Origin of the sequence: Mesorhizobium sp. B2-3-12 (assembly GCF_006442205.1) — a bacterium.
Lineage (GTDB): Bacteria > Pseudomonadota > Alphaproteobacteria > Rhizobiales > Rhizobiaceae > Mesorhizobium.
In genome coordinates this window covers 1-26,648 of record NZ_VFVR01000019.1, presented here as the reverse complement: position 1 = coordinate 26,648, position 26,648 = coordinate 1, and the positions used below count along the sequence as shown (strand labels likewise).

Annotated in this window: 27 protein-coding genes and 1 pseudogene; 16 read left to right on the top strand and 12 right to left on the bottom strand. The window is 63.8% G+C overall.

Going from position 1 to position 26,648, the window contains the following annotated elements; all coding sequences use genetic code 11:
• Positions 1 to 44 precede the first annotated feature (44 nt).
• The 7 genes from mltG to fabD form a co-directional block, all read right to left on the bottom strand.
• Positions 45 to 1,298 (bottom strand): endolytic transglycosylase MltG, encoded by a 1,254-nt coding sequence (gene mltG, locus FJ948_RS28895; protein WP_140710518.1) that lies wholly within the window; start codon positions 1,296 to 1,298, stop codon positions 45 to 47.
• A gap of 102 nt (positions 1,299 to 1,400) precedes the next feature.
• Positions 1,401 to 2,663 carry a beta-ketoacyl-ACP synthase II gene (gene fabF, locus FJ948_RS28890; protein WP_140710516.1) on the bottom strand — a complete coding sequence of 421 codons (1,263 nt, stop codon included), beginning with the start codon at positions 2,661 to 2,663 and terminating at the stop codon, positions 1,401 to 1,403.
• 34 nt (positions 2,664 to 2,697) lie between these two features.
• A complete protein-coding gene (locus FJ948_RS28885) occupies positions 2,698 to 2,934 on the bottom strand; it encodes an acyl carrier protein (RefSeq protein ID WP_006203723.1) in 237 nt (78 codons plus the stop codon).
• Positions 2,935 to 3,147: 213 nt separating this feature from the next.
• Positions 3,148 to 3,885: a 3-oxoacyl-[acyl-carrier-protein] reductase gene (fabG, locus tag FJ948_RS28880; protein WP_140710514.1), complete on the bottom strand. Its 738-nt coding sequence runs from the start codon at positions 3,883 to 3,885 to the stop codon at positions 3,148 to 3,150.
• Between the two features lie 14 nt (positions 3,886 to 3,899).
• Positions 3,900 to 4,196 carry a type II toxin-antitoxin system RelE/ParE family toxin gene (locus FJ948_RS28875; protein ID WP_140710512.1) on the bottom strand — a complete coding sequence of 99 codons (297 nt, stop codon included), beginning with the start codon at positions 4,194 to 4,196 and terminating at the stop codon, positions 3,900 to 3,902.
• A complete protein-coding gene (locus FJ948_RS28870) occupies positions 4,180 to 4,401 on the bottom strand; it encodes a ribbon-helix-helix protein, CopG family (RefSeq protein ID WP_140710510.1) in 222 nt (73 codons plus the stop codon). Before FJ948_RS28870 ends, FJ948_RS28875 begins: the two co-directional genes overlap by 17 nt.
• Before the next feature lie 58 nt (positions 4,402 to 4,459).
• Complete coding sequence (gene fabD / locus FJ948_RS28865; RefSeq protein WP_140710508.1) at positions 4,460 to 5,404, bottom strand: ACP S-malonyltransferase; 945 nt, start codon at positions 5,402 to 5,404, stop codon at positions 4,460 to 4,462.
• Positions 5,405 to 5,680: 276 nt separating this feature from the next.
• Between fabD and FJ948_RS28860 the strand changes: the two genes are divergently transcribed.
• Positions 5,681 to 7,609, top strand: coding sequence for an LTA synthase family protein (locus FJ948_RS28860; RefSeq protein WP_140710506.1), 1,929 nt, complete (start codon positions 5,681 to 5,683; stop codon positions 7,607 to 7,609).
• A gap of 48 nt (positions 7,610 to 7,657) precedes the next feature.
• Here the strand turns inward: FJ948_RS28860 and FJ948_RS28855 are convergent, their stop codons facing one another.
• Complete coding sequence (locus FJ948_RS28855) at positions 7,658 to 9,298, bottom strand: pilus assembly protein (RefSeq protein ID WP_140710504.1); 1,641 nt, start codon at positions 9,296 to 9,298, stop codon at positions 7,658 to 7,660.
• Between the two features lie 460 nt (positions 9,299 to 9,758).
• Between FJ948_RS28855 and rpsF the strand changes: the two genes are divergently transcribed.
• The 9 genes from rpsF to FJ948_RS28810 all read left to right on the top strand — a co-directional run bounded on the left by rpsF (position 9,759) and on the right by FJ948_RS28810 (position 18,189).
• Positions 9,759 to 10,247 (top strand): 30S ribosomal protein S6, encoded by a 489-nt coding sequence (gene rpsF / locus FJ948_RS28850; protein ID WP_015318508.1) that lies wholly within the window; start codon positions 9,759 to 9,761, stop codon positions 10,245 to 10,247.
• Positions 10,247 to 10,495 (top strand): 30S ribosomal protein S18, encoded by a 249-nt coding sequence (gene rpsR / locus FJ948_RS28845; protein WP_006203718.1) that lies wholly within the window; start codon positions 10,247 to 10,249, stop codon positions 10,493 to 10,495. The genes rpsF and rpsR overlap by 1 nt, the downstream gene beginning before the upstream one ends.
• Positions 10,496 to 10,711: 216 nt before the next feature.
• Positions 10,712 to 11,296, top strand: a complete 585-nt coding sequence (rplI, locus tag FJ948_RS28840; RefSeq protein ID WP_140710502.1) for a 50S ribosomal protein L9 — start codon at positions 10,712 to 10,714, stop codon at positions 11,294 to 11,296.
• A 238-nt stretch (positions 11,297 to 11,534) separates the two neighbouring features.
• Positions 11,535 to 12,845 (top strand): cyclopropane-fatty-acyl-phospholipid synthase family protein, encoded by a 1,311-nt coding sequence (locus FJ948_RS28835; RefSeq protein ID WP_140710500.1) that lies wholly within the window; start codon positions 11,535 to 11,537, stop codon positions 12,843 to 12,845.
• Positions 12,846 to 12,933: 88 nt separating this feature from the next.
• Entirely contained in the window at positions 12,934 to 13,257 is a 324-nt protein-coding gene (locus FJ948_RS28830) for a YnfA family protein (RefSeq protein ID WP_140710498.1), read from the top strand.
• A 1-nt stretch (position 13,258) separates the two neighbouring features.
• Positions 13,259 to 14,236, top strand: coding sequence for a small ribosomal subunit Rsm22 family protein (locus FJ948_RS28825; RefSeq protein WP_140710496.1), 978 nt, complete (start codon positions 13,259 to 13,261; stop codon positions 14,234 to 14,236).
• Positions 14,237 to 14,456: 220 nt separating this feature from the next.
• On the top strand, positions 14,457 to 15,947 hold the full coding sequence (locus FJ948_RS28820) for a replicative DNA helicase (RefSeq protein ID WP_140710494.1): 1,491 nt from the start codon (positions 14,457 to 14,459) through the stop codon (positions 15,945 to 15,947).
• 131 nt (positions 15,948 to 16,078) lie between these two features.
• Positions 16,079 to 17,482, top strand: coding sequence for a DNA repair protein RadA (radA, locus tag FJ948_RS28815; RefSeq protein WP_140710492.1), 1,404 nt, complete (start codon positions 16,079 to 16,081; stop codon positions 17,480 to 17,482).
• 47 nt (positions 17,483 to 17,529) lie between these two features.
• Positions 17,530 to 18,189, top strand: coding sequence for a CvpA family protein (locus FJ948_RS28810; protein WP_140710490.1), 660 nt, complete (start codon positions 17,530 to 17,532; stop codon positions 18,187 to 18,189).
• Positions 18,190 to 18,218: 29 nt separating this feature from the next.
• On the opposite strand, the gene FJ948_RS28805 is transcribed toward FJ948_RS28810, so the two are convergent.
• On the bottom strand, positions 18,219 to 18,695 hold the full coding sequence (locus FJ948_RS28805) for a DUF4826 family protein (RefSeq protein ID WP_181173869.1): 477 nt from the start codon (positions 18,693 to 18,695) through the stop codon (positions 18,219 to 18,221).
• A 131-nt stretch (positions 18,696 to 18,826) separates the two neighbouring features.
• Between FJ948_RS28805 and purF the strand changes: the two genes are divergently transcribed.
• From purF to FJ948_RS28785, 4 genes and pseudogenes are all read left to right on the top strand, one after another.
• Positions 18,827 to 20,296 carry an amidophosphoribosyltransferase gene (gene purF / locus FJ948_RS28800; RefSeq protein ID WP_140710486.1) on the top strand — a complete coding sequence of 490 codons (1,470 nt, stop codon included), beginning with the start codon at positions 18,827 to 18,829 and terminating at the stop codon, positions 20,294 to 20,296.
• 48 nt (positions 20,297 to 20,344) lie between these two features.
• Positions 20,345 to 21,085: an SDR family NAD(P)-dependent oxidoreductase gene (locus FJ948_RS28795; RefSeq protein ID WP_140710484.1), complete on the top strand. Its 741-nt coding sequence runs from the start codon at positions 20,345 to 20,347 to the stop codon at positions 21,083 to 21,085.
• Between the two features lie 78 nt (positions 21,086 to 21,163).
• Positions 21,164 to 21,806, top strand: a pseudogene (locus tag FJ948_RS28790) (hypothetical protein).
• A gap of 167 nt (positions 21,807 to 21,973) precedes the next feature.
• Positions 21,974 to 22,192 carry a hypothetical protein gene (locus tag FJ948_RS28785; RefSeq protein ID WP_015318519.1) on the top strand — a complete coding sequence of 73 codons (219 nt, stop codon included), beginning with the start codon at positions 21,974 to 21,976 and terminating at the stop codon, positions 22,190 to 22,192.
• Between the two features lie 97 nt (positions 22,193 to 22,289).
• On the opposite strand, the gene FJ948_RS28780 is transcribed toward FJ948_RS28785, so the two are convergent.
• The 3 genes from FJ948_RS28780 to FJ948_RS28770 all read right to left on the bottom strand — a co-directional run bounded on the left by FJ948_RS28780 (position 22,290) and on the right by FJ948_RS28770 (position 24,396).
• Positions 22,290 to 22,796 carry an OsmC family protein gene (locus tag FJ948_RS28780; protein ID WP_140710483.1) on the bottom strand — a complete coding sequence of 169 codons (507 nt, stop codon included), beginning with the start codon at positions 22,794 to 22,796 and terminating at the stop codon, positions 22,290 to 22,292.
• A 119-nt stretch (positions 22,797 to 22,915) separates the two neighbouring features.
• Positions 22,916 to 23,788 carry a glutathione S-transferase family protein gene (locus tag FJ948_RS28775; protein ID WP_181173868.1) on the bottom strand — a complete coding sequence of 291 codons (873 nt, stop codon included), beginning with the start codon at positions 23,786 to 23,788 and terminating at the stop codon, positions 22,916 to 22,918.
• A 26-nt stretch (positions 23,789 to 23,814) separates the two neighbouring features.
• Positions 23,815 to 24,396 (bottom strand): VOC family protein, encoded by a 582-nt coding sequence (locus FJ948_RS28770; RefSeq protein ID WP_140710481.1) that lies wholly within the window; start codon positions 24,394 to 24,396, stop codon positions 23,815 to 23,817.
• Between the two features lie 333 nt (positions 24,397 to 24,729).
• On the opposite strand from FJ948_RS28770, the gene FJ948_RS28765 reads away from it, so the two are divergent.
• Together FJ948_RS28765 and FJ948_RS28760 are read left to right on the top strand one after the other, a co-directional pair.
• Positions 24,730 to 25,617, top strand: a complete 888-nt coding sequence (locus FJ948_RS28765) for a DMT family transporter (protein WP_140710479.1) — start codon at positions 24,730 to 24,732, stop codon at positions 25,615 to 25,617.
• A 54-nt stretch (positions 25,618 to 25,671) separates the two neighbouring features.
• A complete protein-coding gene (locus FJ948_RS28760; RefSeq protein WP_140710477.1) occupies positions 25,672 to 26,580 on the top strand; it encodes a DMT family transporter in 909 nt (302 codons plus the stop codon).
• Positions 26,581 to 26,648: the final 68 nt, after the last annotated feature.

Below are 26,648 nucleotides of genomic sequence, written 5' to 3'. Positions count from 1 at the left end.
TTCAAATGTCAGGCCGCCGCCTTTCAGGCAACGCCTTTCTTCACTTATTGAGCCGCGCCCGCATCACCGCCGGCGTCGCCGTCGGCGCCATCGTCGGCGGGCTTGTCGGCGGCAGGCTTGTCGGTGCCGCCGCTGGTGCCGGCGGCAGCAGCCGCCTTGGCTGCGTCATCGGCCTGCTTCTTCTGCAGCGCGCGATAGCGGGCGACGTTCTCGTTATGCTCGTCCAGGGTCGCGGCGAAGACGTGACCGCCCGTGCCGTCGGCGACGAAATAGAGATCGTCGGTCTTCGACGGATTGGCCACGGCCTCGAGGGCCGCGCGGCCCGGATTGGCGATGGGCGTCGGCGGCAAGCCGCTGATCACATAGGTGTTGTAGGGCGTCTGCTTCTGGATGTCGGACTGGTAGATCGGACGGTCCGCCGGTTTGCCCTTGCCGCCAAACAGACCGTAAATGATGGTCGGATCGGACTGCAGGCGCATGCCCTTGGCCAATCGGTTCAGGAAGACGGCGGCCACGCGCGAGCGTTCATCACCCTTGCCGGTTTCCTTCTCGACGATCGAGGCCAGGGTGACAAAGTCCTCGACGCTGGCCAGGGGCAGATCCGGCGCGCGCCTCTGCCACACCTCATCGACCAGTTTTTTCTGATCGGCGAGCAGCTTGTCGACCATCTGCTGACGCGTCGCGCCACGCGTGAAACGAAGCGTGTCGGTGGCAAGGCTGCCCTCGGGAGGCGTTTTCGCCGGCATGTCGCCACTCAGGGCGGGTTCTTCGGCGATGCGCTGCAAGGCCTGCTCGACCGTTAGTCCCTCCGGAATGGTCAGCGAATACATCACCGACTTGCCACTCTTCAGGAGTTCCATGATGTCGCGCATGGAGGCTTTGGGCTTGATCTCGTATTCACCGGCCTTGAGCGCGGAACCGTTGCCGAAGGCACGCACGCCGAGGCGGAAAATGCGGGCGTCGCTGATCAGTCCGCGGCGCTCGAGCTGGTCGGCGATGTCCTGCACGCCGGTGTTGGGCTTGACGAGGAAGGTGTCGCCATTGGCCGAGGGGCCGGGTTCGGTGAATTCCTGCTTGCCGAAATAGACGGCCACGCCCGCCGCAAGAACCATCAGCATCACCGAGGAGATGACGAAGTTCATGAACACGACGATCTGGCTACGCGAGGCGCGCGACCGTTTCGGCGGCGGCGTTCCAACCTCCGGCCGCAACGCCTCACTCGCTGTCTTCGGCACGATCGGCCCGGTATTCGCCGTCCCTTGCCCGAATTCTCCGTTGCCCGCCGGATTTGTATTCATTTCGCCCTACCGTTCGATCTCTCAACGAATCCCCTGCGGCAGAGTAGGGGCGAATATGGCAAAATTGACGACACGCCAAAGCATCGCCCGGCAGCCGGATTTTCAGCCATCATACCGCTGGAAGACGAGCGAAGCGTTGGTGCCGCCGAAGCCGAAGGAATTCGACAGCGCCACGTCGATCTGGCGCGCGCGTGGCTTGTTAGGGACCAGGTCGATCGCGGTTTCGCGCTCGGGATTGTCGAGGTTGATGGTAGCCGGTGCGATATTGTCCCGGATGGCGAGGATCGAAAAGATCGCTTCGGCCGCGCCCGCCGCGCCCAGCAAATGGCCGATCGACGACTTGGTCGACGACATCGAGATCTTCGACGCCGCATTGCCGACCAGCCGCTCGACGGCACCGAGTTCGATCGTATCGGCCATGGTCGAGGTGCCATGCGCATTGATGTAGTCGACATCGGCCGGCGTAAGCTTTGCCCGGTTCAACGCGGCCGTCATGCAACGGAAAGCGCCGTCGCCGTCCTCGGCGGGGGCGGTGATGTGATAGGCATCGCCGGTGAGACCGTAGCCGGTCACCTCGGCGTAAATCTTCGCACCGCGTGCCTTGGCATGCTCCAATTCCTCGAGCACCACCACGCCGGCGCCCTCGCCCATGACGAAGCCGTCGCGGTCGCGGTCGTAGGGCCGCGAGGCTGTTTGCGGGGTGTCGTTGCGCTCGGTCGAGAGCGCCCGGCAGGCGGCGAAGCCCGCCAGCGAAAGCCGGGTCACCGGCGATTCCGCGCCACCGGCCAGCATTACGTCGGCATCGCCAAAGATGATCAGCCGGGCGGCGTCGCCAATGGCGTGCGCGCCGGTCGAACAGGCGGTGACGACGGCGTGGTTGGGGCCTTTCAGCCCATGCCGGATCGACACCTGGCCGGAGACCAGATTGATGATGTTTCCGGGAATGAAGAACGGGCTGATGCGGCGCGGGCCGCGTTCCTTGAGGATGATCGCGTTCTCGGCAATGCCCTCGAGGCCGCCGATGCCGGAGCCGATCAGCACACCGGTGGCACAACGCTCATCCTCGGTCGAAGGCTGCCAGCCGGAATCCTTCAGCGCTTCATCGGCGGCCGCGATCCCGTACAGGATGAAGTCGCCGATCTTGCGAAGTTCCTTCGGCTCGAGAATGGCTTCGGGATTGAGCGTGCCGTTGGAACCGTCGCCACGCGGAATGACGTGGGCGATCTTGCAGGCAAGATCGTCCACCTCGAACTCGGTGACGCGCTTGGCGGCGCTGCGACCAGTCAGCAGTTCCTTCCAGCCGTGCTCGAAGCCCATGCCGAACGGCGAAACCAGGCCAAGGCCCGTGACGACGACACGCCTCATCGCAGGTCCTCCCCGGTAGTGACTGCGGAAAGCGTCAGGCGGAAGCCTTGTCGATGTACTTCACGGCATCGCCGACCGTCAGGATGGTCTCGGCCGCGTCATCGGGAATCTCGACGCCGAATTCTTCTTCGAACGCCATGACGAGTTCAACCGTGTCGAGGCTGTCAGCGCCCAGATCATCGATGAAGCTCGCCTGCTCCGTCACTTTGTCGGCATCGACGCCCAGGTGCTCGATGACGATCTTCTTGACGCGCTCTGCGGTGTCACTCATTTGGGGCATCCTCGTCTTTTGTTTGTCTGTCTTCGTTAGCGGGCGGAATGCCGCTAATCAAGCTGAAAGATGGTCCTGCCGGAAACGCAACGGCCACGAACCGGTTTTTGCCCGAACCGCCGGGTTGCGGGCCGCATTACACGAAAAATAGCTGAGGTCCAAGCCGAAATGGTGGGTTTTCACAGCGCCGCGGTGTTGCCCCCGGAGCCTCGCTCAGATCATCGCCATACCGCCATTCACGTGAATGGTCTGCCCCGTCACATAGGCGGCCTCGTTCGAAGCCAGGTAGGCAACGGCGGACGCCACTTCGGCACTGGTGCCCATGCGCTTGGTGGGGATCGCCGCCATGATCGCCTCTTTCTGCTTGTCGTTGAGCTTGTCGGTCATGGCCGATTCGATGAAGCCCGGAGCGACGCAGTTGACGGTGATGTTGCGGGTGGCGATCTCCTGCGCCAGCGATTTGGAAAAGCCGATCATGCCCGCCTTGGAAGCGCAGTAATTCGCTTGGCCGGGATTGCCGGTCACGCCGACCACCGAGGTGATGTTGATGATGCGGCCATGGCGGCGACGCATCATCGGATGGGTCAGTTCACGGGTCAGCCGGAAAGCGGCGGTGAGATTGACCTCCAGCACGCTATCCCAGTCGGCGTCCGACATGCGCACGAACAGGCCGTCCTTGGTGATGCCGGCATTGTTGACGAGGATGTCGACGCCCTCGAGATCGGCCTCCGCCTTCTGGCCGAGCGCCTTGACCTCGTCGCGGTCGGACAAATTGGCCGGGAACAGCTTGACCCGGTCGCCCAGTTCGGCGGCCAGCGTCTCCAGTTTCTCGACCCGCGTGCCGTGCAAGCCGACGATCGCGCCCTGCGCATGCAGCACCCTGGCGATCGCCTCGCCGATGCCCCCCGACGCGCCGGTAACGAGTGCCTTGCGGCCGGTCAGTTCGAACATGTCCTATCCTCTTCTCAAATCGTGCGGCGGATTGGTCCGCTCATCTGTAGACGTCGCCGCGATGACTGACCTACCGTTACCACCAGAATGACGACCCGCTGGTCCTGCACATCGCAGATAACCCGGTAATCCCCAACCCGATATCTCCAAAAAGTAGCCAGCGGACCCTTCAGCGGTTTGCCTGCCTCACGTGGATTGTCGAGCACCGCGATGCGGTTTTCTATGAAGTCTCGAATGCGATGACGCGTTTGCGGATCCAGTTTTTCGACAAATTTTCGCGCCGAACGAGCGTATTCAAGCGTCCAGGCCACGCCAGAAATCCTCGCCGGTCACTACATCTTCTTCACCGCGCTTGATCCGCTCCAGCACTTCGGCGGCGAGATAGTAGTCCTCCATCTCCTCGATACCACGTTCAATGAGTTCGCGCAGATAGTAGGCCTTGCTGCGGCCGGTTCTGGCCGCAAGAAAGTCCAGACGCTCCTCAATCTCGGGAGCCAGTCGTATCGATGTCGGCATGGCGGCAGCTCCATGAATACATGTATTCATGTACAGCCGCGCTGTCAGGAACACAAGATCAGAACGCGGCCAACGCCGCCTCGACGTCGGCGGCCGTTCCTATGGCGCCGGTGGCGATATCGCGGTTGATGCGCCGCGCCAGACCGGACAGAACCTTCCCCGAGCCGATCTCGTAAAGTGTGGTGACGCCGTTTTGGCCGAACCATTCCACCGTCTCGCGCCAACGCACGCGGCCCGTCACCTGTTCGACCAGGCGCCGGGCGATCTCGTCGGGCTCGCTGGTCGGGGTGACGCTGACGTTCGAAACGACGGGAACGACTGGCGCGGTCTTGGCCACGTCGGCAAGCGCCTCGTGCATGACATTGGCCGCCGGCGCCATCAGCGCCGAATGGAACGGCGCCGACACCTGCAGCATCAGCGCACGCTTGGCGCCCTTTTCGGTGCACAGTTTCGCCGCCAGTTCAACCGCGGCCTTGGCACCTGAAATGACCAGTTGGCCGCCGCCATTGTCGTTGGCGATCTGGCAGACCTTGCCCGCCCCTTGCGCGGCCTCGGCACAGGCGGCTTCGACATCGGCCTGCTCCAGTCCGATGATCGCCGCCATCGCGCCCTCGCCGGCCGGCACGGCTGCCTGCATGGCGTTGCCGCGAATGCGCAACAGCCGCGCGGCATCGGCAATCGAAATGAAGCCGGCGGCGGCGAGCGCCGAATATTCGCCCAGCGAGTGGCCGGCGACATAGGCGACCTTGTCCTTCAGCGAGAGACCGCGCGCTTCCAGCGCTCTGATCGCCGCCAGCGATACCGCCATCAGGGCCGGCTGCGCGTTGGCGGTCAGCGTCAAGGTCTCTTCGGGGCCTTCCCAGATCAACTTCGACAGGTTTTCGCCGAGCGCTTCGTCGACTTCCTGGAAAACCTTGCGTGCCTCTGGAAAACTATCGGCGAGATCCTTGCCCATGCCGACAGCCTGGCTTCCTTGTCCTGGAAAGGTGAATGCGACGGCCATGCGAGGGCTCCCCAGACTGGTTCTGCTTGCCTGATACTACGAATTTTCCCTGCCTGTGACGCAAGGCAGGCCGCCAAGTCAAGCCACTTCACCCCACCACAAGAGATGCATGCGCGCGCGAGTGCCTGTTCCAAAAGGCCTTTTTGGCGATCACACCTCATGAAAACCGCTCACGAATCGTTTGCTGGCTCTTCTTATTTCCGTCACAGGCGCTAGCTTTGCGTGACAATTATATGACAATCGAATGACTGGGTTGTCTTTGGGTGGGAAGTTGAAGTGGCAAAGAGTTTGAAACGTGCCGGCAATGCCGCGCCGCAGTTCCTGGAAGACGATCCGTCCACCGGCTACCTGCCGGGCCGGAAATGGCCGGTCGTCCGTTACGGACTGATCAGCCTGGCGATCGCCGCCGTCCTGGTGTTCGCCATCGAGCTGATCGTGCGCGGTGACGTTGCCGGCACCGTCTCCTTCTTCCTGCAGCCGCTCAAGCCCGGCTGGACCACCATCGTCGTGTTCGCGCTGATCCTGATCGGCCTCGATGCCGTGCTCGGCCGCAGTCACCAGAGCCTGATGATCGTCGCGCCGCTGACCCTGTCGCTGGCCTTTGTCGGCCACCAGAAGTCGCATTATCTCGGCGATCCGCTCTATCCGACCGACTTCCTCTATGCCCGCCAGATCTTCGCCCTGCTGCCGCTCCTGGTGCGAGACCGGCCGATGACGGCGCTCGCCATGGTCGTGGGCATCGTCGGCGGCCTGTCCCTGCTCGTCTACGGCTGGCGGTTATGGCGCCGCAAGGTTCCAGCCCTCAGCCGCAAGGGCCGCCTTGCCCGCCTGACGCTGGCGGTGCCGCTCCTCGCCTTCTTCGTCTCGATCATGGACTACGCCACCTTCTCGTGGACCAGGGACCGGCTGCAGATCATCCCGATCATGTGGGACCAGAAGGAAAACTACGCCTCCAACGGCTTTGCGCTGGCCTTTGCCCTCAACGTGCCGATGGCGCATGTCTCGGCACCGCCGGGCTATTCCGACAAGGCAATCGAGGCGATCGACAGGCCCGATGTGACCGCCTCGATGCCGGCCCAGAAGCCAGACATCATCATCGTCATGAGCGAATCCTTCTGGGATCCGACCAAGCTGCCCGGCGTCACCATCACCCCCGATCCGATCCCAAATGTGCGGGCGCTCCGCTCGGGCTCGATGTTCTCGCCCGAATTCGGCGGCATGACCGCCAACATCGAATTCGAGGCGCTGACCGGCTTTTCCAATGCTTTCCTGCCGGCCGGCAGCATCCCCTACCAGCAATATGTGCGCACCCCGACGCCGTCGATGGCGACCTTCCTGAAGAGCGAAGGCTATAGGGCACGCGCCATCCACCCCGGCACCAACTGGTTCTGGAACCGTGGCGCGGTCTATGCCGATTTCGGCTTCAACGACTTCAAATCGGAAGAGACGTTGCCGCCCATGGAGAAGCGCGGACCGCTGGCATCGGATGCGGCGATGACCGACGAGATCATCCGCGAAGCCGACGCCAGCGACGACCCGGTATTCTTCTTCGCCGTCAGCCTGCAGAACCATGGCCCGTATGAACCGAACCGCTATTCGAACCCGACCCATTCGGTGCAAGCGCCGATCAGCCAGTGGGCGCGCGACTCGCTGCTCTCCTACGCCGAGGGTTCAGCCGACGCGGACCGCGGCCTCGAGCGGCTGATCGAATGGGCCAAGACGCGCGAGCGGCCAACGATTGTCGCCTTTTTCGGTGACCACCTGCCGCCGCTCGGACCGGTCTATGTCGAGACCGGATTCCTGAAGGACAATGTCGCGCCGCGCAAGGAACCGACGCCGGAAGCCGCCCTCGAACATCACCAGACGCCGCTTGTCATCTGGTCGAACCGCTCCGGTCCGGTCGAGGATGTGGGCGCGGTCAGCCCCGCGTTCCTGCCCTATCACATCCTCACCGCGGCAGGCATCACCCACCCGTACTATACGGGCTTCCTGGGCGAGATGCGGGAGCGCTACCGCGTCGTCGACCGCAACCTGCTGCTCACGTCGGACGGCGCGGCCACGCCCGACTGGTCGCGCCAAAAGGAGATCGATCCGGCGATCCGCGATTTCCGGCTGATCCAGTACGACATGATGTTCGGCAAGCGCCGGGCCGCGCCCGACTTCTTCCCCGAGACGGTCGACAAGGTCGTCGCCCATACGAGTTGAGCGGGGCGCGCAACTCCCTTGTCGGCCCCGCCTTTCGGGACCGGCCGCTCAGTTCGTCAATTGCAGCTTGGAGAACTTGTTGGCGATCTGCAGGAACACGTTCGGCAGCTTGGCTGGATCGTTGACGGCATAATAATCGCTCGGATCGGAAGCGCAGGCGCTGTAAAGCGTGCGGTTGGCGGCGGTGTCGGACTGCAGCACCATCGTGTAAATCTGCACGCCCTGGTTCTTCAACTGCGTGCAGACGCTCTTCGTCCAGCCGTCGACATTGCGGGCCGCCGTCGTCTGATTGTCCGACCCGAAGCGACCACCCGCCAGATAGCCGTAGGATGTGTAGTCGGACTTCGTCGATTGCTGGCTGGCGCCGTAGACGACGTTCTCACCATCGGTGAGCAGGAGCACGATCTTGCTGACGCCAGACGTCTTGAATGGCGCGCCGCCGGTATAGGGCGCGCCGGGCGAGAGCACCCGCATGCCCCAGGACAGCCCCTCCGAGACGTTGGTGCCGGAGCCGTTCCATTCCGTCATCTGGCTCGCCGCCTTACGCAATTTGTCGAAATCGTCGGTCAGGGGAACGACGGGGGTCGGGCAGGAACGGTTGGGACCAACGGTGACGGGAGTTCCCGTCTCGGTGATAAGTTCCTTGGCCGGCGCCACATATTTGGCGACCTGTTCCTTGGTGGCTTTGTCGGGATCGCTGTCGAGGCCGTTGAAGTCGATGCCGAGCCGGTTGTCGCCTTTCTGCTTGTCTAGCTTGACCGTGTCGCTGGCGTCGCTGAGATAGGAATTGTTGTAGTATTTTGCCTCATTGCCATAGGAACTGGACGGCATCTGCGCATCTCCCGGATCATCCGGCGCAAAATAGGGCACGAACAGCGTGTCGGGCTTAGCCGGGTCGGGCGGCGTGTCGGAAATGTTGTAGGCGCCGGCCCGCGCCTCCACGCAGCCCTTCCATCCCGTGTCGTTCCATCCGGGCTCGGCCCATCCGGTGTCCTTGAGCTGCCTGAACAGCGCCATGTGGTTCGGGCGCTTGCCGTCGATGACGGGGAAATTGATACCGTTGGTCGAGGATTTGCCGTCCATGTCGATCCAGGACGGATCGAACCCGTCGCCATTTACGTTCACGGCCGTGACGAAGGGAACCAGCGAGGCACGCACCTGGCGCGTCGGCGACTTTGTCGATTCGAGCGTATCCAGCAACGACTTCGTCGCCGTCCTCAGAGCCGTCATGCGAGCGCCAGCCATCGAGCCGGTATTGTCCAGAACCAACACGACTTCGAGCTGGTTATTGGACTCGGCCGCCGAGGCATCGACCACGATGTGCTTGCTCTGGCCGAACAGGAAAGCGAAGTTCAGATTGACGTCGGCCGAGGCGACCGCCTTGGTCTTGATGAAATTGACGCCCCTGTCGACGGTCAGGGTCGCCTGCGCGTTGACGAGTTCGCCATGTCCAGCGATGTTGGCCTGGAAATAGCGGTCGAAGGCATCGGTGCGGGTAATGTCGAGATCGCCAAGATGCGAGGAGGCAAGGTTTGCCGCATCGAGCGCGTTCTGCAGGTTGCTCTTGGCACGCATCATGGTCGAGACATCGGTCGCGAAGGCCACGGCCGACAGAATGGCCGGGAGCCCCAACCCCATCAGTAACGCGAAATTGCCGCTTTTCGAGCGCCAGAACTTGTTGAGAAGCATCCTTACCCCCGGAAATGCTTGCCGCTATGCGCGGTTGTCCGGGCTTTTGCGCCTTGCATGATGAATCGACCGTTGACGGCGCGGCGCAACCCTGCGCAACCTGACATTGTGGTTAAGGGCCGGTTGCCGGAAAATTGCCGGTGCCTCGCCGGTGCAGACGCTTGATTTTTCCGGCCGCTGCGACATCGGGACCGCCGCTTGCCCTTGCCTTATCGGCGGATTGCTATATAGACGCCGCCAATCTGCCGGTCCCAGCTGGGGGCTGAACGGAGGGCCGGAGGTTTTTTCGAGAACCTTCGTGTGAAGCCAGAAGCGCTTCCGCCTCCCGTGTCTCCGCTCTCGACCGTCTCGTCATGCTCCTTTCTTCCCCGCGCCTTTCGAGGCACATGCGGGTCAGAGAAGTTGCAGAGGCTTTTGCCGCCGGGAACCGGGAGAGAAACGAAGAAAGGCACAAGACATAATGGCTCTTTACGAACATGTGTTTCTTGCCCGGCAGGACCTCTCGCAGCAGCAGGTCGATGCGCTTGTCGAACAGTACAAGGGCGTCATCTCCGCGAATGGCGGGTCCGTCGGCCGGGTCGAGAACTGGGGACTGAAGTCCCTCACCTACCGGGTCAACAAGAACCGGAAGGCATACTACACGCTGATGGACCTCACCTGCCCGCCGGCGGCGCTCAACGAAATGGAGCGCCAGATGGGCCTGTCCGAGGACGTGCTGCGTTTCCTGACCATCAAGGTCGAAGCGCATGAGGAAGGTCCCTCGGCCATGATGCAGAAGCGCGAAGAGCGCTCCGAGCGCGGCGGCTTCGGCGATCGCGACCGTGGCGATCGTCCGGCGCGCAGCTTCGGCGACCGCGGCGATCGTGGCCCGCGTTCGTTCGGCGATCGTGAAGGCGGCGACCGTGGTCCGCGCCGTCCGCGCGAAGGTTTTGAAGGGGGTGCAGAATAATGGTCGACATCAACCAGATCCCGACCCGGCGCCCTTTCCATCGCCGTCGCAAGACCTGCCCGTTCTCCGGTGCCAACGCACCGAAGATCGACTACAAGGACGTGCGTCTGCTACAGCGCTACATTTCCGAGCGCGGCAAGATCGTGCCCTCGCGCATCACCGCCGTCAGCCAGAAGAAGCAGCGCGAGCTCGCCAAGGCGATCAAGCGCGCCCGTTTCCTCGGCCTGCTGCCCTACGTGGTTCGCTGATTCTTCCGAACGGGCGGTTCGCCGCCCGTTCCTTTCGCCGGCCATGACGGGCATGATCGGTTGGTTTTCAAATCCCGAGTTGAGGTCAAAAACCTCTAACTGCCGCGACAGGCAGGACAGCGACACCGGCGGCAACGCCCTTTTTGCTTCCTGACCTGTTCCAGAGAATTCGGCGTCCACCGCGTGGACGGGCGCCCAACCAAAAGGAACATAACCATGGAAGTCATTCTTCTCGAACGCGTTTCCCGCCTCGGCCAGATGGGCGATACCGTCAAGGTCAAGGACGGTTTTGCCCGCAACTTCCTGCTGCCGCAGGGCAAGGCGCTGCGCGCCAACGAAGCCAACAAGAAAAAGTTCGAAGGCCAGCGCGCCCAGCTCGAAGCCCGCAACCTCGAGCGCAAGTCGGAAGCCGCCCAGGTCGCCGAAAAGCTAGACGGCAAGAGCTTCATCGCGGTCCGTTCGGCCGGCGAGACCGGCCAGCTCTACGGTTCGGTGTCGACCCGCGACATCGCCGACCTGCTGATCGCGGAAGGCTTCACGGTCAACCGCAACCAGATCCAGCTCAACCAGCCGATCAAGACCATCGGCCTCACCAATGTGGCGATCGCGCTGCATCCGGAAGTCGAGGTCACCATCACGCTCAACATCGCCCGCACGGCCGACGAAGCCGAGCGCCAGGCAAAGGGCGAGACGCTGACGACCGCCGAAGCCATTTATGGCGACGACATCAACGACAATGCGCGGCCGGAAAACTTCTTCGACCCGAACGCCGAATTCGAGGGCGGCGAAGACAACGCCTGACCGCGTTGCAGGGCGACAAGCCGGCGCCTGCTCCGTTCTGACGGTTTCCGTCTTTCTGGACCAACGCCCGGGCCTCTGGCCCGGGCTTTTTTGTGCCAAAAGGAACTTTTCGACACCCTATATCTTGTGCACATTGTGTCGTGGCGCGTCGATTGGACGCGGGCGATGCGCTGTGACACTTTTGATTTGGCAATACCGGTCCGATCACCGGGTGGTCCGACTGAGGGGACATTTGGTCATGAATATTCTGTTGAAGCGCGTTCTCGACCGCCTGGTGCGCACGGGCAGTCTCAAGGTAACCGGGCCGAAAGGCACGACGTTCCTCTTCGGTGACGGCAGCGGCGAGCCGGTGCACATGCACATCAAGACCCGACATGCCGAGCGCGCCATTACCTTCGATCCAATGCTGGCGGTGCCTGAATCCTACATGGACGGCGAACTCGACATTCTCGAAGGCGGCGTGCTCGGACTGATGCGCATCGCCTTCCAGAACATGGGCAGCGGCGGCATCGACGCGACCTGGTCGAAAGCCATCGAGGGCCTGCGCCACGCCTTCCGCCGCCTGCAGCAGATCAACACCGCCTCGCGCTCGCGCCGCAACGTGCAGCGCCACTACGATCTGTCGGGCGAACTCTACCGGCTCTTCCTCGATGAGGACATGCAATATTCCTGCGCCTATTTCGAGCAGCCGGACATGACGCTCGACGAGGCGCAGGCCGCCAAGAAGCGCCATATCGCCGCCAAGCTCAGGCTGAAGGCCGGCCAGACGGTGCTCGACATCGGCTCCGGCTGGGGCGGGCTCGGCCTCTACCTCGCCAAGGCCTTCGATGTCGACGTGCAGGGCGTGACGCTGTCGACCGAACAGCATGGCGTCGCTACCGACCGGGCGCATGCGCAAGGGCTGGAAAACCACGTCCATTTCGAACTGAAGGATTATCGCGAACTCAACGAACGCTTCGACCGCATCGTCTCGGTCGGCATGTTCGAGCATGTCGGCGTCAACCATTACCGTACCTTCTTCGACAAGGCGGCAACATTGCTGAAGCCCGACGGCGTCATGCTTTTGCACACGATCGGCCGCTCCGGCGTGCCGTGGGCGACCAGCGCCTTCATCCGCAAGTATATTTTCCCGGGCGGCTACATCCCGGCGATGTCCGAAGTGCTGCCGGCGATCGAGAAATCCGGCCTCGTGGTCACCGATGTCGAGATCCTGCGCCTCCACTATGCCGATACGCTGAAGCATTGGGGTCAGCGCTTCGCCGCCAACCGCGACAAGGCCAAGGCGATCTATGACGAACGCTTCTGCCGCATGTGGGAATTCTATCTGGCCGCCTCGGAAGCCGCCTTCCGTTGGCAAGACCTGGTGATCTTCCAGTTCCAGATCGCCAAGAAGAACGACACGCTGCCGATGACGCGCGACTATATGGCCAAATGCGAGAAGGCGCTGGAAATGCGCGACATGGGGCACCGTGAAGACATGGGGCACCGTGAAGCTGCTTCTGTCGCGAAGCCGGCCAAGCCGGCCCGCCGACGCAAGGTGGCGGAATAGGAACCTCGCTGTCAGGACGCATTATGGCGCTTGCCATCGCAGGCTCCTGCCCCGAAAAAGGCCTCGTGATCGTCGCGAGGCCTTTTTCATGACCTATCTCCTCTATGCCGCCGCGGCGCTGGCCGAGATCGGCGGCTGCTTTTCGGTATGGGCCTGGTGGCGGCTGGAAAAATCGCCTTTGTGGCTGGCGCCGGGCTTTGTCTCGCTGCTTGTCTTCGCCTGGCTCCTGGCACTGGTCGACACCAATGCGGCAGGGCGAGCCTATGCCGCTTACGGTGGCATCTACATCGTTGCCTCGCTCGCCTGGCTCTGGCTGGTGGAAGGCGTCCGGCCCGATCGCTGGGATCTTGGCGGTGCGGCGCTCTGCCTGGCCGGCGCCTCGATCATCCTGCTCGTGCCGCGAGGAGCATAGCGTGGAGTTGCCGGCCCCTCTTCGACAGGCTGTCGATCGCATCCTTGAAAAAGTACCGCTGCAGGACCTGAAGCAGGCGGCGAAAATCCTGTCCGACCGCTACCGCGCCGAACTGCGCGACGGGCGCCTGCACATGGCGCAGGAGATGGCGGTCAAGGCCTATCTGGCGACGCGGATGCCGGCGACCTATGCGGCGGTCCGCGCCAGCCTCGATACACTCGGCGAAGCCCGGCCGGATTTCACGCCGAAAACCTTGCTCGACGTCGGCGCCGGCCCTGGCACCGTGCTTTGGGCCACCAGCGACCTCTGGCCTGAACTGGAACGGGCCACGCTGCTGGAGGCGAGTGCCGCGGTGCGCAAGATCGGCGAGACGCTTGCGGCCGATGCGATCGCGGCGCGGACCATCTGGCGGGCCGGCGATGTCACGACAGACCTTGCCGACCTCCAGCCGGCGGACCTCGTCACATGCGCCTACGTGCTGGATGAGATCGTGCCGGCATCCCTGCCCAAAATGGTCGACCGTCTGTGGCAGCTCACGACGGACACGCTGCTGGTCATCGAGCCGGGTACGCCGGCGGGCTGGCAACGCATCCTCACGGTGCGCGCTCAACTGATCGCGGCCGGCGCGCATGTCCTGGCGCCGTGTCCGCACGAGGCACCCTGCCCGCTCAGCCCGCCCGACTGGTGTCATTTTTCCCGTCGCGTCGCCCGCTCGCGGTTGCACCGGCTGGCCAAGGACGGCGATGTGCCGTGGGAGGACGAGAAATTCATTTTTGTCGCCGCTACTCGACAGCCCACCGGCTCGCACCCCGCGCGGGTGATCGCGCCGCCGAAATCCGGTTCCGGCAAGGTGTCGCTGAAACTCTGCCAGGCGGACGGCAGCGCCGGCGAAAAGCTCTTCACCAAGCGCGACGGCGAGGCGTTCAAGGTGGCGCGGCGGCTGGACTGGGGCGATACGTTGGACCGCGGCGGTCGTTGACCCCCACCGATTGTTCTTGCTTCGTTCCAATAGCGCGCGTAAGAATCAGCACTTGCCGAGTCAAACGGAATCGGGACTCAGGAACACTCTCCTGTGGACGGTTTGCCGTCCCTGTGAACAACGAGCATCAAGGCCGCTTGGACACTCACTGTTGCAGATAAGTCAGCACTGAGTTTTCCAGTTCTGATATCGAGAGGGCGGGATCTAGATCGGGGACATCATGGCAGAAGCAGCGCGAAAATTCGGCGTGGCGGAACAACCGCTCTATCGCGAGGCGCCAAACAACATCGAGGCCGAGCAGGCTCTCCTCGGTGCGATCCTGGTCAACAACGATGCCTTCTACCGTGTCTCCGACTTCCTGAAAGCGGGCCATTTCCACGAGCCCTTGCATCGCAAGATTTTCGAGGTCGCGGCCGAGCTCATCCGCATGGGCAAGGTGGCGACGCCGATCACCTTGAAGACCTTCCTGCCCGCTGACGAGAAGGTCGGCGACATGACGGTGGCGCAATATGTGGTGCGCCTGGCGGTGGAAGCCGTCACCGTCGTCAACGCCACCGATTACGGCCGCGCCATCTATGATCTGGCGACGCGCCGGGCGTTGATCACCGTCGGCGAGGACATGGTCAACATCGCCTATGACGCGCCGGTCGACATGTCGCCTTCCGAACAGATCGAGGACGCCGAGCGCCGCCTGTTCGAACTGGCTGAAACCGGGCGCTATGACGGCGGCTTCGAGAGCTTCACCGACGCGGTCAAGACCGCCGTCGACATGGCCAACGCCGCCTATATGCGCGACGGCGGCCTGTCGGGCCTCGCCACCGGCATGCGCGATCTCGACCGCCGCATGGGCGGCCTGCAGCCCTCCGATCTGATCGTGCTTGCCGGCCGTCCGGGCATGGGCAAGACATCGCTCGCCACCAACATCGCCTTCAACGTCGCCGAGGCCTATGTGCCGGCACAACAGGCCGACGGCTCGTTCAAGGCGGCCAATGGCGGGGTCGTCGGTTTCTTCTCGCTCGAAATGTCGTCCGAGCAGCTCGCGACCCGTATCATTTCCGAACAGACGGAAATCTCGTCCTCGAAGATCCGCCGCGGCGAAATCAGTGAGATGGATTTCGAAAAGCTGGTCGCCTGTTCGCAGACCATGCAGAAGATCCCGCTGTTCATCGACCAGACCGGTGGTATTTCCATTGCCCAGCTGTCCGCCCGGGCGCGCCGCCTGAAGCGCCAGCGCGGCCTCGACCTGATCGTCATCGACTATATCCAGCTGATGCAGGGCTCATCGGCCAAGTCCTCGCAGAACCGCGTGCAGGAAATCACCGAGATCACCACGGGCCTGAAGGCGCTGGCCAAGGAATTGACCGTGCCGATCATCGCGCTGTCGCAGCTGTCGCGTCAGGTCGAAAGCCGCGACGACAAGCGCCCGCAGCTTTCGGACTTGCGCGAATCCGGTTCCATCGAGCAGGACGCCGACGTCGTCATCTTCGTCTACCGCGAGGAGTATTACCTCAAGAACCGCGAGCCGAAGCTCGGCACGGAGGAATACGTCAAGTGGGAAAACGAGATGAACGAGATGCGCGGCAAGGCCGAGGTGATCGTGGCCAAGCAGCGCCACGGGCCTACCGGCACGGTCACGCTCGCCTTCCACGGCGAATTCACCCGCTTCTCGGATCTGGCGGAAGAGCATCATATCGCGGAGAGGTTCGAATAGCCTTTTGACCACGACCTCCACAATAACGGGTCTCGGCGCCCTACGGCGCCCCCCTCTGTCCTGCCTCCCCCCCCAAATCGGGAGATTGGCTGTCGCGCGCGGCGTCCGCCAGCGGGCAAGAAGGTAAAAGCGTGGCTAAATCGCGCGTCCAGTTCATCTGCCAGAATTGCGGCTCGGTGCATCAGCGCTGGGCCGGCAAATGCGATGCCTGCGGCGAGTGGAACACGCTGGTCGAGGAAGGCACGTCGGGCGGCATCGGCTCGGGGCCGGCCAACACGCGCAATGCCCGCAAGGGCCGGGCCGTGGTGCTCACCACGCTTTCGGGCGATATCGAGGACGCACCGCGCATCATCTCGGGCATCGGCGAACTCGACCGCGCCACCGGCGGCGGTTTCGTGCGCGGCTCGGCACTGCTGGTCGGCGGCGATCCCGGGATCGGCAAGTCGACGCTGCTGACCCAGGCGGCGGCCGCCCTTGCCTCCAAGGGCCACCGGATCGTCTATGTCTCGGGCGAGGAAGCCGTCGCGCAGATCAGGCTGCGCGCCCAGCGTCTCGGCGTCGCGTCCGCGCCGGTCGAGCTCGCGGCCGAAACCAATGTCGAGGACATCCTCGCCACGATCGCCGACGGCAAGCGGCCGGACCTGGTCATCCTCGATTCGATCCAGACCCTGTGGACCGACCTTGCCGATTCGGCGCCGGGCACCGTCACCCAGGTGCGCGCCGCCGCGCAGGCAATGATCCGCTACGCCAAATCCACGGGTGCCGCGATCGTGCTGGTCGGCCATGTCACCAAGGAAGGCCAGATCGCGGGCCCGCGCGTGGTCGAGCACATGGTCGACGGCGTGCTCTATTTCGAAGGCGAAGGCGGCCACCACTTTCGCATCCTGCGCACGGTGAAGAACCGTTTCGGACCGACCGACGAGATCGGCGTCTTCGAAATGTCGGACAAGGGTCTGCGCGAGGTCTCCAACCCGTCCGAACTTTTCCTTGGCGAACGGCACGCGAAATCGCCGGGAGCAGCGGTTTTCGCCGGCATGGAGGGCACCAGGCCGGTTCTGGTCGAGATCCAGGCGCTGGTCGCGGCCTCCTCGCTCGGCACGCCGCGCCGGGCGGTGGTCGGCTGGGACGGGGCGCGGCTGTCGATGATCCTGGCGGTGCTGGAGGCGCATTGCGGCGTCCGTTTCGGGCAGCATGACGTCTATCTCAACGTCGCCGGCGGCTACCGCATCAGCGAGCCGGCGGCCGATCTCGCGGTCGCCGCCGCGCTGGTTTCCTCGCTCACCGGTCTTGCCCTCCCCGCCGATTGCGTCTATTTCGGCGAAATCAGCCTTTCGGGCGCGGTGAGGCCGGTTGCGCATGCGCAGCAGCGCCTCAAGGAAGCCGAAAAGCTGGGTTTTGGTAGCGCGGTTCTGCCCTTGGGCAGCGAGGAACTTGCCGGGGGGATCGGGGCCGGCGCTTTCCAGCCCACCGAGCTTGCCGACCTCGTGGCGCGCATAGCCGGCTCACGGCGCGGCCGTGTCGACGATGAGGAATGACGCGGCTCGTCGAGTCGTGAACAAGAGATCGGAGTGGGGCCAAAGACATGCCGATTACGCTGCTTGACGGAATTCTCGTCGGCTTCACCCTGGTTTCGGCGATGCTCGCCATGGTTCGCGGCTTTTCGCGCGAGGTGCTTTCGGTCGTGTCCTGGGCGGCGGCGGCGGCGGCGGCTTTCTTCTTCTACAAGCCGGTCCTGCCCTACCTGAAGCCCTATATCGAGAATGAGAAGATCGCCATGGCGGCCTCTGCCGGCGTCGTCTTCGTCATCGCGTTGATCGTGGTCTCGGTCATCACCATGAAGCTCGCCGACTGGATCATCGATTCGCGCATCGGCGCGCTCGACCGCACGCTCGGCTTCCTCTACGGCGCGGCGCGCGGCATCCTGGTCGTTGCGGTGGCGCTGCTGTTCTTCAACTGGCTGGCCGGCGCCAAGGCCCCGGCCTGGGTCACCGAAGCCAAGTCGCGGCCACTGCTGGAACAGATCGGCGCCAAGCTCGAAAGCCTGCTGCCCGAGGATCCCGAAAACGCCATCCTCAAGAAGCTCAATCCGAATCAGCCGGCCGCAGGGACACCCGCCGCGCCGGACGTACCGGCGGCGGATGCTCCGGCCGGTGGCGACGACGCCAATGCGCCGGCGCCCGACGACAACGACGCCGGTCCCGCCGACAACACGGCTAAGCCGGCGCCCGCGCCGGCGAACTGACACAGCAGGCTATAGACCTGCGGCGACGATCAAGTTCCCGACTGATCATCGGGATCGTCGTCCCAGGCTTCGTCATCCTCAGCCCAACCCAGGAGTATACTTGCTCTGGACGCAAGCAGAGGCGCTAGCGTTGCGGCATCGTCGGGCCTGCCAATCGTGAATTCCTCGGATTCCCGCCCTTGAGCCATCGCCACAGCTGCTTTCTTCCAACGCAAGCCAAACTCTCGGGCGGCAGCGCGCGGCGTGGGGTCCTGTCCGCAGGGTATAAAGTCGGTGGGGAGATCACCAGAGATTGCCCACCAACCGATCCATTCAGGTCGAGCAAGACTCTCAATGGCCCAAATGGCAACGTAGGGATAGACGTGCCAAGCTGGCCATTCGCCCACCCTCCCGTGTTTCAATTGCTCGCGTTCCAGATAGTCGATCACGTACTGGCGTTGTGATTCGCACCACGCCTCTTCTTCGGCCTCACTGGGCTCTTCGGCTTCGTCGGATGTATCGTTCACCGGCAAGTCCTCTTTGCGAGAGAAACGCTACCGGACGAGTGACGGCGACCACAAGCCGGCGTCCTTATTTCCAGTGGCATTAGAAGCTCGACTGCACTATATCACGCCTTTCCGTAGCGAGGCTCGAACAGATGGCAGACGCAGACGACGTGCTTTCCGCCGAGGCCGACGACCATTTCCATGACGAGTGCGGTGTCTTCGGCATCTTTGGCCGGCAGGATGCGGCGGCCATCGTCACACTCGGCCTGCATGCGCTGCAGCATCGCGGCCAGGAAGCCGCCGGCATCGTTTCCTATGACGGCACCCAGTTCCATGTCGAACGCCATGTCGGCCTGATCGGCGACACCTTCACCAAGCAGCGCGTCATCGACAGCCTGCAGGGCAACCGCGCCATCGGCCACACGCGCTACGCCACGACAGGCGGCGCCGGCATGCGCAACATCCAGCCCTTCTTCGCCGAGTTGGCCGATGGCGGCTTCGCCGTCGCCCATAACGGCAATTTGACCAACGCCATGACCGTGCAGCGCGCGCTGCAGAAGCAGGGCGCGATCTTCTCCTCGACCTCCGACACCGAGACGCTTCTGCATCTGGTCGCGACCAGCAAGGAGCGCGACCTCAACTCGCGCTTCATCGACGCAGTGCGCCAGGTCGAGGGCGCCTTCTCACTGGTGGCGATGACGGCCAAGAAGATGATCGGCTGCCGCGATCCGCTCGGCATCCGCCCGCTGGTGCTGGGCGATCTCGACGGCGCCTGGATCCTGGCCTCCGAAACCTGCGCGCTCGATATTATCGGCGCGCGCTTCGTGCGCGACCTGAAGCCCGGCGAGATGGTCGTCGTCACCTCGAAGGGCATCGAGAGCCTGTTCCCGTTCGAACCGCAGAAGACCCGCTTCTGCATCTTCGAATATGTCTATTTCGCCCGGCCCGACTCCTCGGTCGAGGGCCGCAACGTCTATGAGGTGCGCAAGCGCATCGGCGCGGAACTGGCGCAGGAAAACCCGGTCGAGGCCGACATCGTCGTGCCGGTGCCGGATTCCGGCACACCGGCGGCGATCGGCTTCAGCCAGGCGGCTGGCATTCCGTTCGAACTCGGCATCATCCGCAACCACTATGTCGGCCGCACCTTCATCCAGCCCGGTGATTCAATCCGCCACATGGGCGTCAAGCTCAAGCACAACGCCAACCGCCGCATGATCGAGGGCAAGCGCGTGGTGCTGGTCGACGATTCCATCGTGCGCGGCACCACCAGCCAGAAGATCGTGCAAATGGTGCGCGACGCCGGCGCCAGGGAAGTGCATATGCGCATCGCCTCGCCGCCGACTAGTGCGTCCTGTTTCTACGGCGTCGACACGCCGGAGAAGTCGAAGCTGCTCGCATCGCGCATGTCGGTGGAAGAGATGGCCGAATTCATCCGCGTCGATTCGCTCGGCTTCCTGTCGATCAACGGGCTCTACCGCGCCGTCGGCGAGGCCAGCCGCGACGACGAACAGCCGCAGTTCTGCGATGCGTGCTTCACCGGCCAGTACCCGACCCGCCTGCTCGACTTCGAAGGCCACGACAATGTGCGCACGCTGTCGCTGCTGGCGACCAGCGGGGCGTAGGATTGCCGGACCGTCACCAGCCCTAGTCAAATTTCCGGAAGCCATAGCATGACCCTCGACCTTACCGGCCGCGTCGCGGTCGTCACCGGCGCCTCGCGCGGCATCGGCTATTTTATCGCCAGGGAATTGGCGGCCGCCGGCGCGCATGTCATCGCCGTTGCCCGTACCGTCGGCGGGCTGGAAGAACTCGACGACCAGATCAAGGCCGCCGGCGGCCAGGCGACGCTGGTGCCGCTCGATCTTGCCGACATGGCCGGCATCGACCGGCTGGGCGGCGCCATCAACGAGCGCTGGGGCAAGCTCGACATTCTCGTCGCCAATGCCGGCGTGCTCGGCGTCATCTCGCCGATCGGCCATGTCGAGGCCAAGACATTCGAAAAGGTGATGACCATCAACGTCACCTCGACCTGGCGGCTGATCCGCTCGGTCGACCCGCTGCTACGGCTTTCGGATGCCGGCCGCGCCATTATCCTGTCTTCCAACGCCGCGCATTCGGCACGCGCCTTCTGGGCGCCCTACGCGGCATCGAAGGCGGCGGTGGAGACCATGATGCGCTCCTGGGCACACGAGACGCAAAGCTTGGCCCTGCGCGTCAACGCCGCCGATCCCGGCGCCACCCGCACCGCGATGCGCGCGCAGGCCGTGCCCGGTGAGGATCCCGAGACGCTGCCGCACCCCTCCGAGATCGCCAAACGCATCGTGCCGCTGGTCAGCCCGGAGCTCAGGGAAACCGGGCTGATCTTCCAGGCCAAGCACAACCGCTTCGTCGCCTATCGGCAACCGGAATAAAACTCGGGTTCGAAACGGATTAAAAGCGCCTCCGGCTACGTTCTTCTAACGTAGGACATTCGAAACCGGAGGACCGACATGCGCAGACTTCTTCTCGTTGCCGCCACCGCCGTCACGGCCGCTCTCGCGGCCACCGCAGGTGTCGCCCTCTCGCAAGAGACCAAGATGAGTTTCTTCGTCACCAGTGTCGGCTCCGGCAAGGGCGCCGATCTTGGGGGGCTGAAGGGCGCCGACGCGCATTGCGCCTCGCTTGCCGAAGCCGCTGGCGTCACCGGCAAGAGCTGGGCTGCCTATCTCTCGACCAGCGCCGAGGATGCGCGCGACCGCATCGGCAAGGGTCCCTGGTTCAACGCCAAGGGCGAGAAGATCGCCGAAGACGTCGCGTCCCTTCACGGTGACGCCAACGGCATCACCAAACAGACGGCGCTCAACGAGAAGGGCGAGACGGTCAATGGCCGCGGCGATACGCCCAACCGGCACGACATGCTGACGGGCTCCAAGCCCGACGGCACCAGGATCGCGGACCAGACCTGCGGCGACTGGGACGCTGAGCGGTGCCGAAGGTGCGGCCATGATGGGCCATCACGACCGGACCGGGCTCGACGATTCGGCGGCGGCGAAGTCGTGGAACTCCTCGCATGCCTCGCGTGGCGGCTGCAGCCAGGAAGCGCTGAGAGGCACGGGTGGCGACGGCCTGTTCTATTGCTTCGCGACCGACTGAAGCGTGGCGGCGGCAACACGCCAGCCCGTAAACCGCCGGCTCATCACGCGCCTGTGATCTGACGGGAGAAGGCCGCGCGGCGGTCATGCTTTCGTCATTTCCGGGGAGTTGTTAGGATCGGACGACTCCCACAACAAGCGCCCCCTAGGCAGAACAAGGAAAACCCCATGGCTACGACCGCAGCATTGGTCTGGTATCTGGTAATCGCCGGCCCGCAGGGCGGCATGGTCGTGCTGCCCAGCACCTTCGACAAGCGCGAACAGTGCACCGCCGCCATCACCGAGTATCAGAAGCAGCCGACACCCGCTGGCTGGTCCGTGCAGTGCGTGCCGAGTGCCTCGCCCTTCACCGACGAAGGCGACGCCGAAGAGCCGGCGGCACAGTAAGCAAGGCGCTGCACTGACAAAAGCCGGCGGGACAGCGCCCCCCTCTGCCCTGCCGGGCATCTCCCCACTTGGGGACCTTTGGGGGAGATCGGCAGCTTCAACGGCCGGCGCTCACCGTCAGTTCCGGCTTCTGGTTGATGGTCTGGAACACCACGCAATAGCGCTCGGTCAGTTTCAGCAGCGAATCGATACGCTCCTGGGGCTCGTCGGTATCGAGACTGAAATTGAGCCGGATGGCGCGAAAGCCTACCGGCGCATCCTTGGCGACGCCAAGCGTGCCGCGAAAATCGAGATCGCCTTCGGCTTCCACCGTGGCGGCGCCGAGCTTGAACTCGAGCGCCGTCGCCACCGCCTTCAGCGTCACCCCGGCGCAGGCCACCAGCGCCTCGAGCAGCATGTCGCCCGAACACAGTTCGAGCCCCGAGCCGCCCGTCGCCGGATGCAGGCCGGCGATTGCAAACGCCCTGCCCGTCTCGACCTTGCAGGCGATCGACTGGTCGTCGATCGCGCCCTTGGCTCGCAGTGTGATCAGCGCACGCGAGGCATCATCGCGATAGGTTTCCTTCAGCGGCGCCTGCATGGCCTTCAATCCCGTCGCGTCCATGTCTTGCCCTTTCGATAGCTCTCTGTGTACCGCACTCCTAGACAGACGGTGGCTGCACCACCAGACGCGGAGGAGGCCGCGTCTGGCGACGCCGGGCCAACGGGTGCTCCCCGCCCGCCTCACGCCCTGGCCTGCGACCTCACATGGGCGATGTAGCCGCGCACGTCGCCGGCCGGGCCGGCATAGGCCTTGCCGAGCTTCTTCTCGATCGCGGCCATGTATTCCTTCGCCCATTTGGGCAGGGCGTAGTCGATGACGCCGAGGAACTCCAGGGTCGCCGCCAGGCGGATGTCGGCGATTGACGGGTTCTTGCCGCCGATGAACGGCTTGCCGTCGCGAAAGAAGGAATGGAAGACCTCGAGCGGTTCGGCAATGGCGGCGACCGCCGCCTTCTGTGCCTCCGACTTCCTGTCGGGATGGGCGTCGCTGTGGCCGACCTCGCCGGCATATTGCGGGAAGCCGAGCGCCGGATAGGTGGCACGCGCCACATAGGGGTAGAGCGTGCCGATCAGATAGAACATGGCGCTGTCTATCATCGCCCGCTTGGCTGGCGCTTTGGGGTAGAATTTCTCCAACCCATGCTTGTTGGAGAGATACTGCATGATGGCGCAACTCTCCCAAAGCACGCCGCGCGGCAGTCCCTTGTCCTCGATCATCGGCGTCAGATGGGCTGGGTTGCGCGCCATGTATTCGGGCGAGCGCGTGTGCCCCCACACATCGGTCTCCGCATGGTCGAGCCCGGCGGCGCGGGTAAAGACGCGAACGGTCATGTTGTTGACGCTCGGCTTCAACATGCTGATGGTCAGTGCTGGTTTCCTGGCCGGTTTTGCCTTGGCCTTGGCCACGGTCTTGCCGGCGGCTGCCTTCGAGGCCGTCTTGGCCGCTGGTTTGGCGGCCGGTTTGGCCGCTGCTTTGGCGGCCGGTTTCGCGGCGGCTTTTGACGCTGGTTTGGCCCCCGGTTTCCTTGTGCTTTTCGCCACTGCCTTTGCCACGTATTCCTCCCTTGCCTGTTCAGCCTTCAATATGGATTCTTGGGTGCGCGGTCGGCCGACAATGTCGCGCGCGCGCGTTCCACAAGCGCCTGGATGGCGTCTGCCAGATGCACTTCGGAGATGTTATAGTCGCCACGCGCGACGCGAAGCCTGTGCGCCTCCATCAGCACGTCGGCATGGGTGAAGCCGGCGGGCGGCTCGAAACGATAGGAGGCAAGTTCGATCAGCAGGCCGAGCGGATCCTCGAAATAGATCGAATCCATGAAGCCGCGATCCTTGATGCCGCTATGCTTGATGGCGCGCTCGTCGAGCCGGGCGACCGCCTGCAGGAAGGTGACGCGCGACACCGAAAAGGCGATGTGATGCACACAGCCCGGGTCGGTCGGGGTGCGGCGCTTCACGGCGGTGCGGGTCTCATCGGTGAAGATGGTGATCAGCCGGCCGTCGCCGGGATCGAAATACAGATGGCTTTCGCTCGGCTTGTCGAGGTTGGGTTGCTCGAAGATGAAGGGCATGCCCAGCACACCTTCCCAGAAATCGATAGAGGTCTGGCGGCCCGCACCGACCAGCGTGATGTGATGGACGCCTTGCGACTGCAGTTTCCGCATCGGCCTTCTCCCCGCAATATCCGCTCTGACAGACGCGGCCTTCAGGCCGCACCCTCACATGCTACATCTGGCATGAGCCGAGCGCCATTTGCTGTCCGTTCCCCGGCGTTCCGCGCGCCTGCCTTGTCTCCGGCTTTATGAGAGGATGCTAAACCAATCAGCCGTGCCGCGCCAGAAGCCGTATCCGGGACCGGCTGTATTTCGCGCCACGGTTCCCTGCCCCAAACGCAAGCATGGCGCTGGAGCAGCGCCGTGCGGGATTTCGCCCGTATAGCTGACAGGCGCGGAGCCGACAGGGCTGGGGCCGCCTTCACTCAAGCAGGCGCACGCCTTATGGCCGATATCGCCATTCTCGATACACGCGAAAAGGTCCTGACCGGAATCCTGCTGACGGGCGCCGCCTATTTGCTGTTTTCGACGCAGGACGCCTCGATCAAGCTGCTGGTCACCAGCATGACCGTCTGGCAGATCATGTTCTTTCGCAGCATCACCATTCTTGGCGCCTGCGCGGTGATCGGCGGACGGCGGCTGTTCGCCGACACGGTGCGCTCCCCGATCGTGCTGCCGATGCTGGTGCGCAGCGCCTTCACGCTCGCCGCATGGCTTTGCTATTACAATGCCGCCCGCAGCCTGCAGCTCGCCGAACTGACCACCGTCTATTACGCGGCTCCGATCATCGTCACCGTGCTTTCGGTGGTCCTGCTCGGCGAAAAGGTGCCCGTGCTGCGCTGGCTGGCGGTCCTGATCGGCTTTGCCGGTGTCTTTGTCGCCTGCGATCCCGCCCATCTCGGCCTGTCGGTGCCCGTGTTGCTGGTGCTGACGGCGGCCTTCCTGTGGGGCATCGCCATCGTGCTGCTGCGCAAGACGGCGCTTGCCGAACGCTCGATAATCCAGCTCCTCCTCAACAATTTCTATTTCCTGGTGTTTTCGGCGGTGCCGGCGCTGTTGTGGTGGCATAGGCCGGACCCGAGTCAATTGCTGCTTCTCGCCAGCGTCGGCGCGCTCGGCGGCCTGGCGCAATATCTTCTCTTCGAAGGCATGAAGCGCACGCCGGCATCGATCCTGGCGCCGCTTGAATACACCTCCCTGTTGTGGGCGTTCGCGCTCGGCTTCGCGATCTGGGGCGACGTGCCACGCCGTGAGGTCTTTCTGGGGGCTGCCCTTATCGTCGCCGCCGGCCTGCTGGTCGTCGGCGGCGAGCATTTTCGCAAGCGGCTTTGATGGTCAATGTTGCTGACGCTACGATGTCAGGATGGAGTGGCGTAGTCTTGCGGCATGACTGATGTGACAGCCACCACCGACACTGTCGCCGAGCGCACGCTGGGCATCATCCTCGTGTCATCCTCGGCGGCTGTATTCGGGCTGACCGGCGTGCTGACAAAATCGATCCATGCCGATCCGCTGACGATCACCTGCTGGCGCGGCTTTGTCGGCGCGATCCTGATCAGCCTCTACGTGCTGTGGCGCCGCCGCCGTGCCGGCAAGCGCGAACCACTGCGGCTTGGCTGGCGCGGCTGGCTGCTGGCGGTGGAAGGCGCGCTGGCCAGCATCGCCTTCATTTCCGCTTTCAAGTTCACTTTCGTCGCCAATGTCGCGGTCATCTACGCGACGTCGCCCTTCATTGCCGCGGTGCTGGCCTGGATTCTGGTGCGCGAGCCCTTCCGCCTCCAGACGATGGTGGCGGCGGCGGTATCGCTTTGCGGCGTGGCCATCATGGTCTGGTCGGGTTTCGGCACCGGCAATCTGTTCGGCGACGGGCTGGCGCTGCTGATGACGGCCGGCAGCGCGCTCTACATGATCATGGTGCGCGCTTTCCGCGACACGCCGGCGGTGTGGGCCGGTGCGGTTTCGGCCTTCCTGTTGTTCATCCTCGGCTGGTTCGTCACCGATCCCCTGGCGGTCTCATCAAGAGACGCTATCCTGCTTGCCACGTTCGGCGCGTCCTTCGCGCTGGCTTCCATCCTGTGGACGGAAGGCTCGCGGCTGATCCCGGCGCCTGAGTCCGGCCTGCTCGGCTCGGCGGAAGTGCCGTTCGCGATCCTGTTTGCGTTCCTGTTCCTGGCCGAAATACCGCCAGTGGCGAGCATGGTCGGAGGCGCCATCGTGCTGTGCGCGGTCTTCGCCCACGCCGGCCGCGACTGGCTGAGGGGACGCTCGCAACGTCCGGCATCAAATATTTCTTAAAAAAGTTCGGGAGTCACGGAACCATCACCGCGTTCAGACATTATCGGTGCGACGGGCCACCCCCCAAG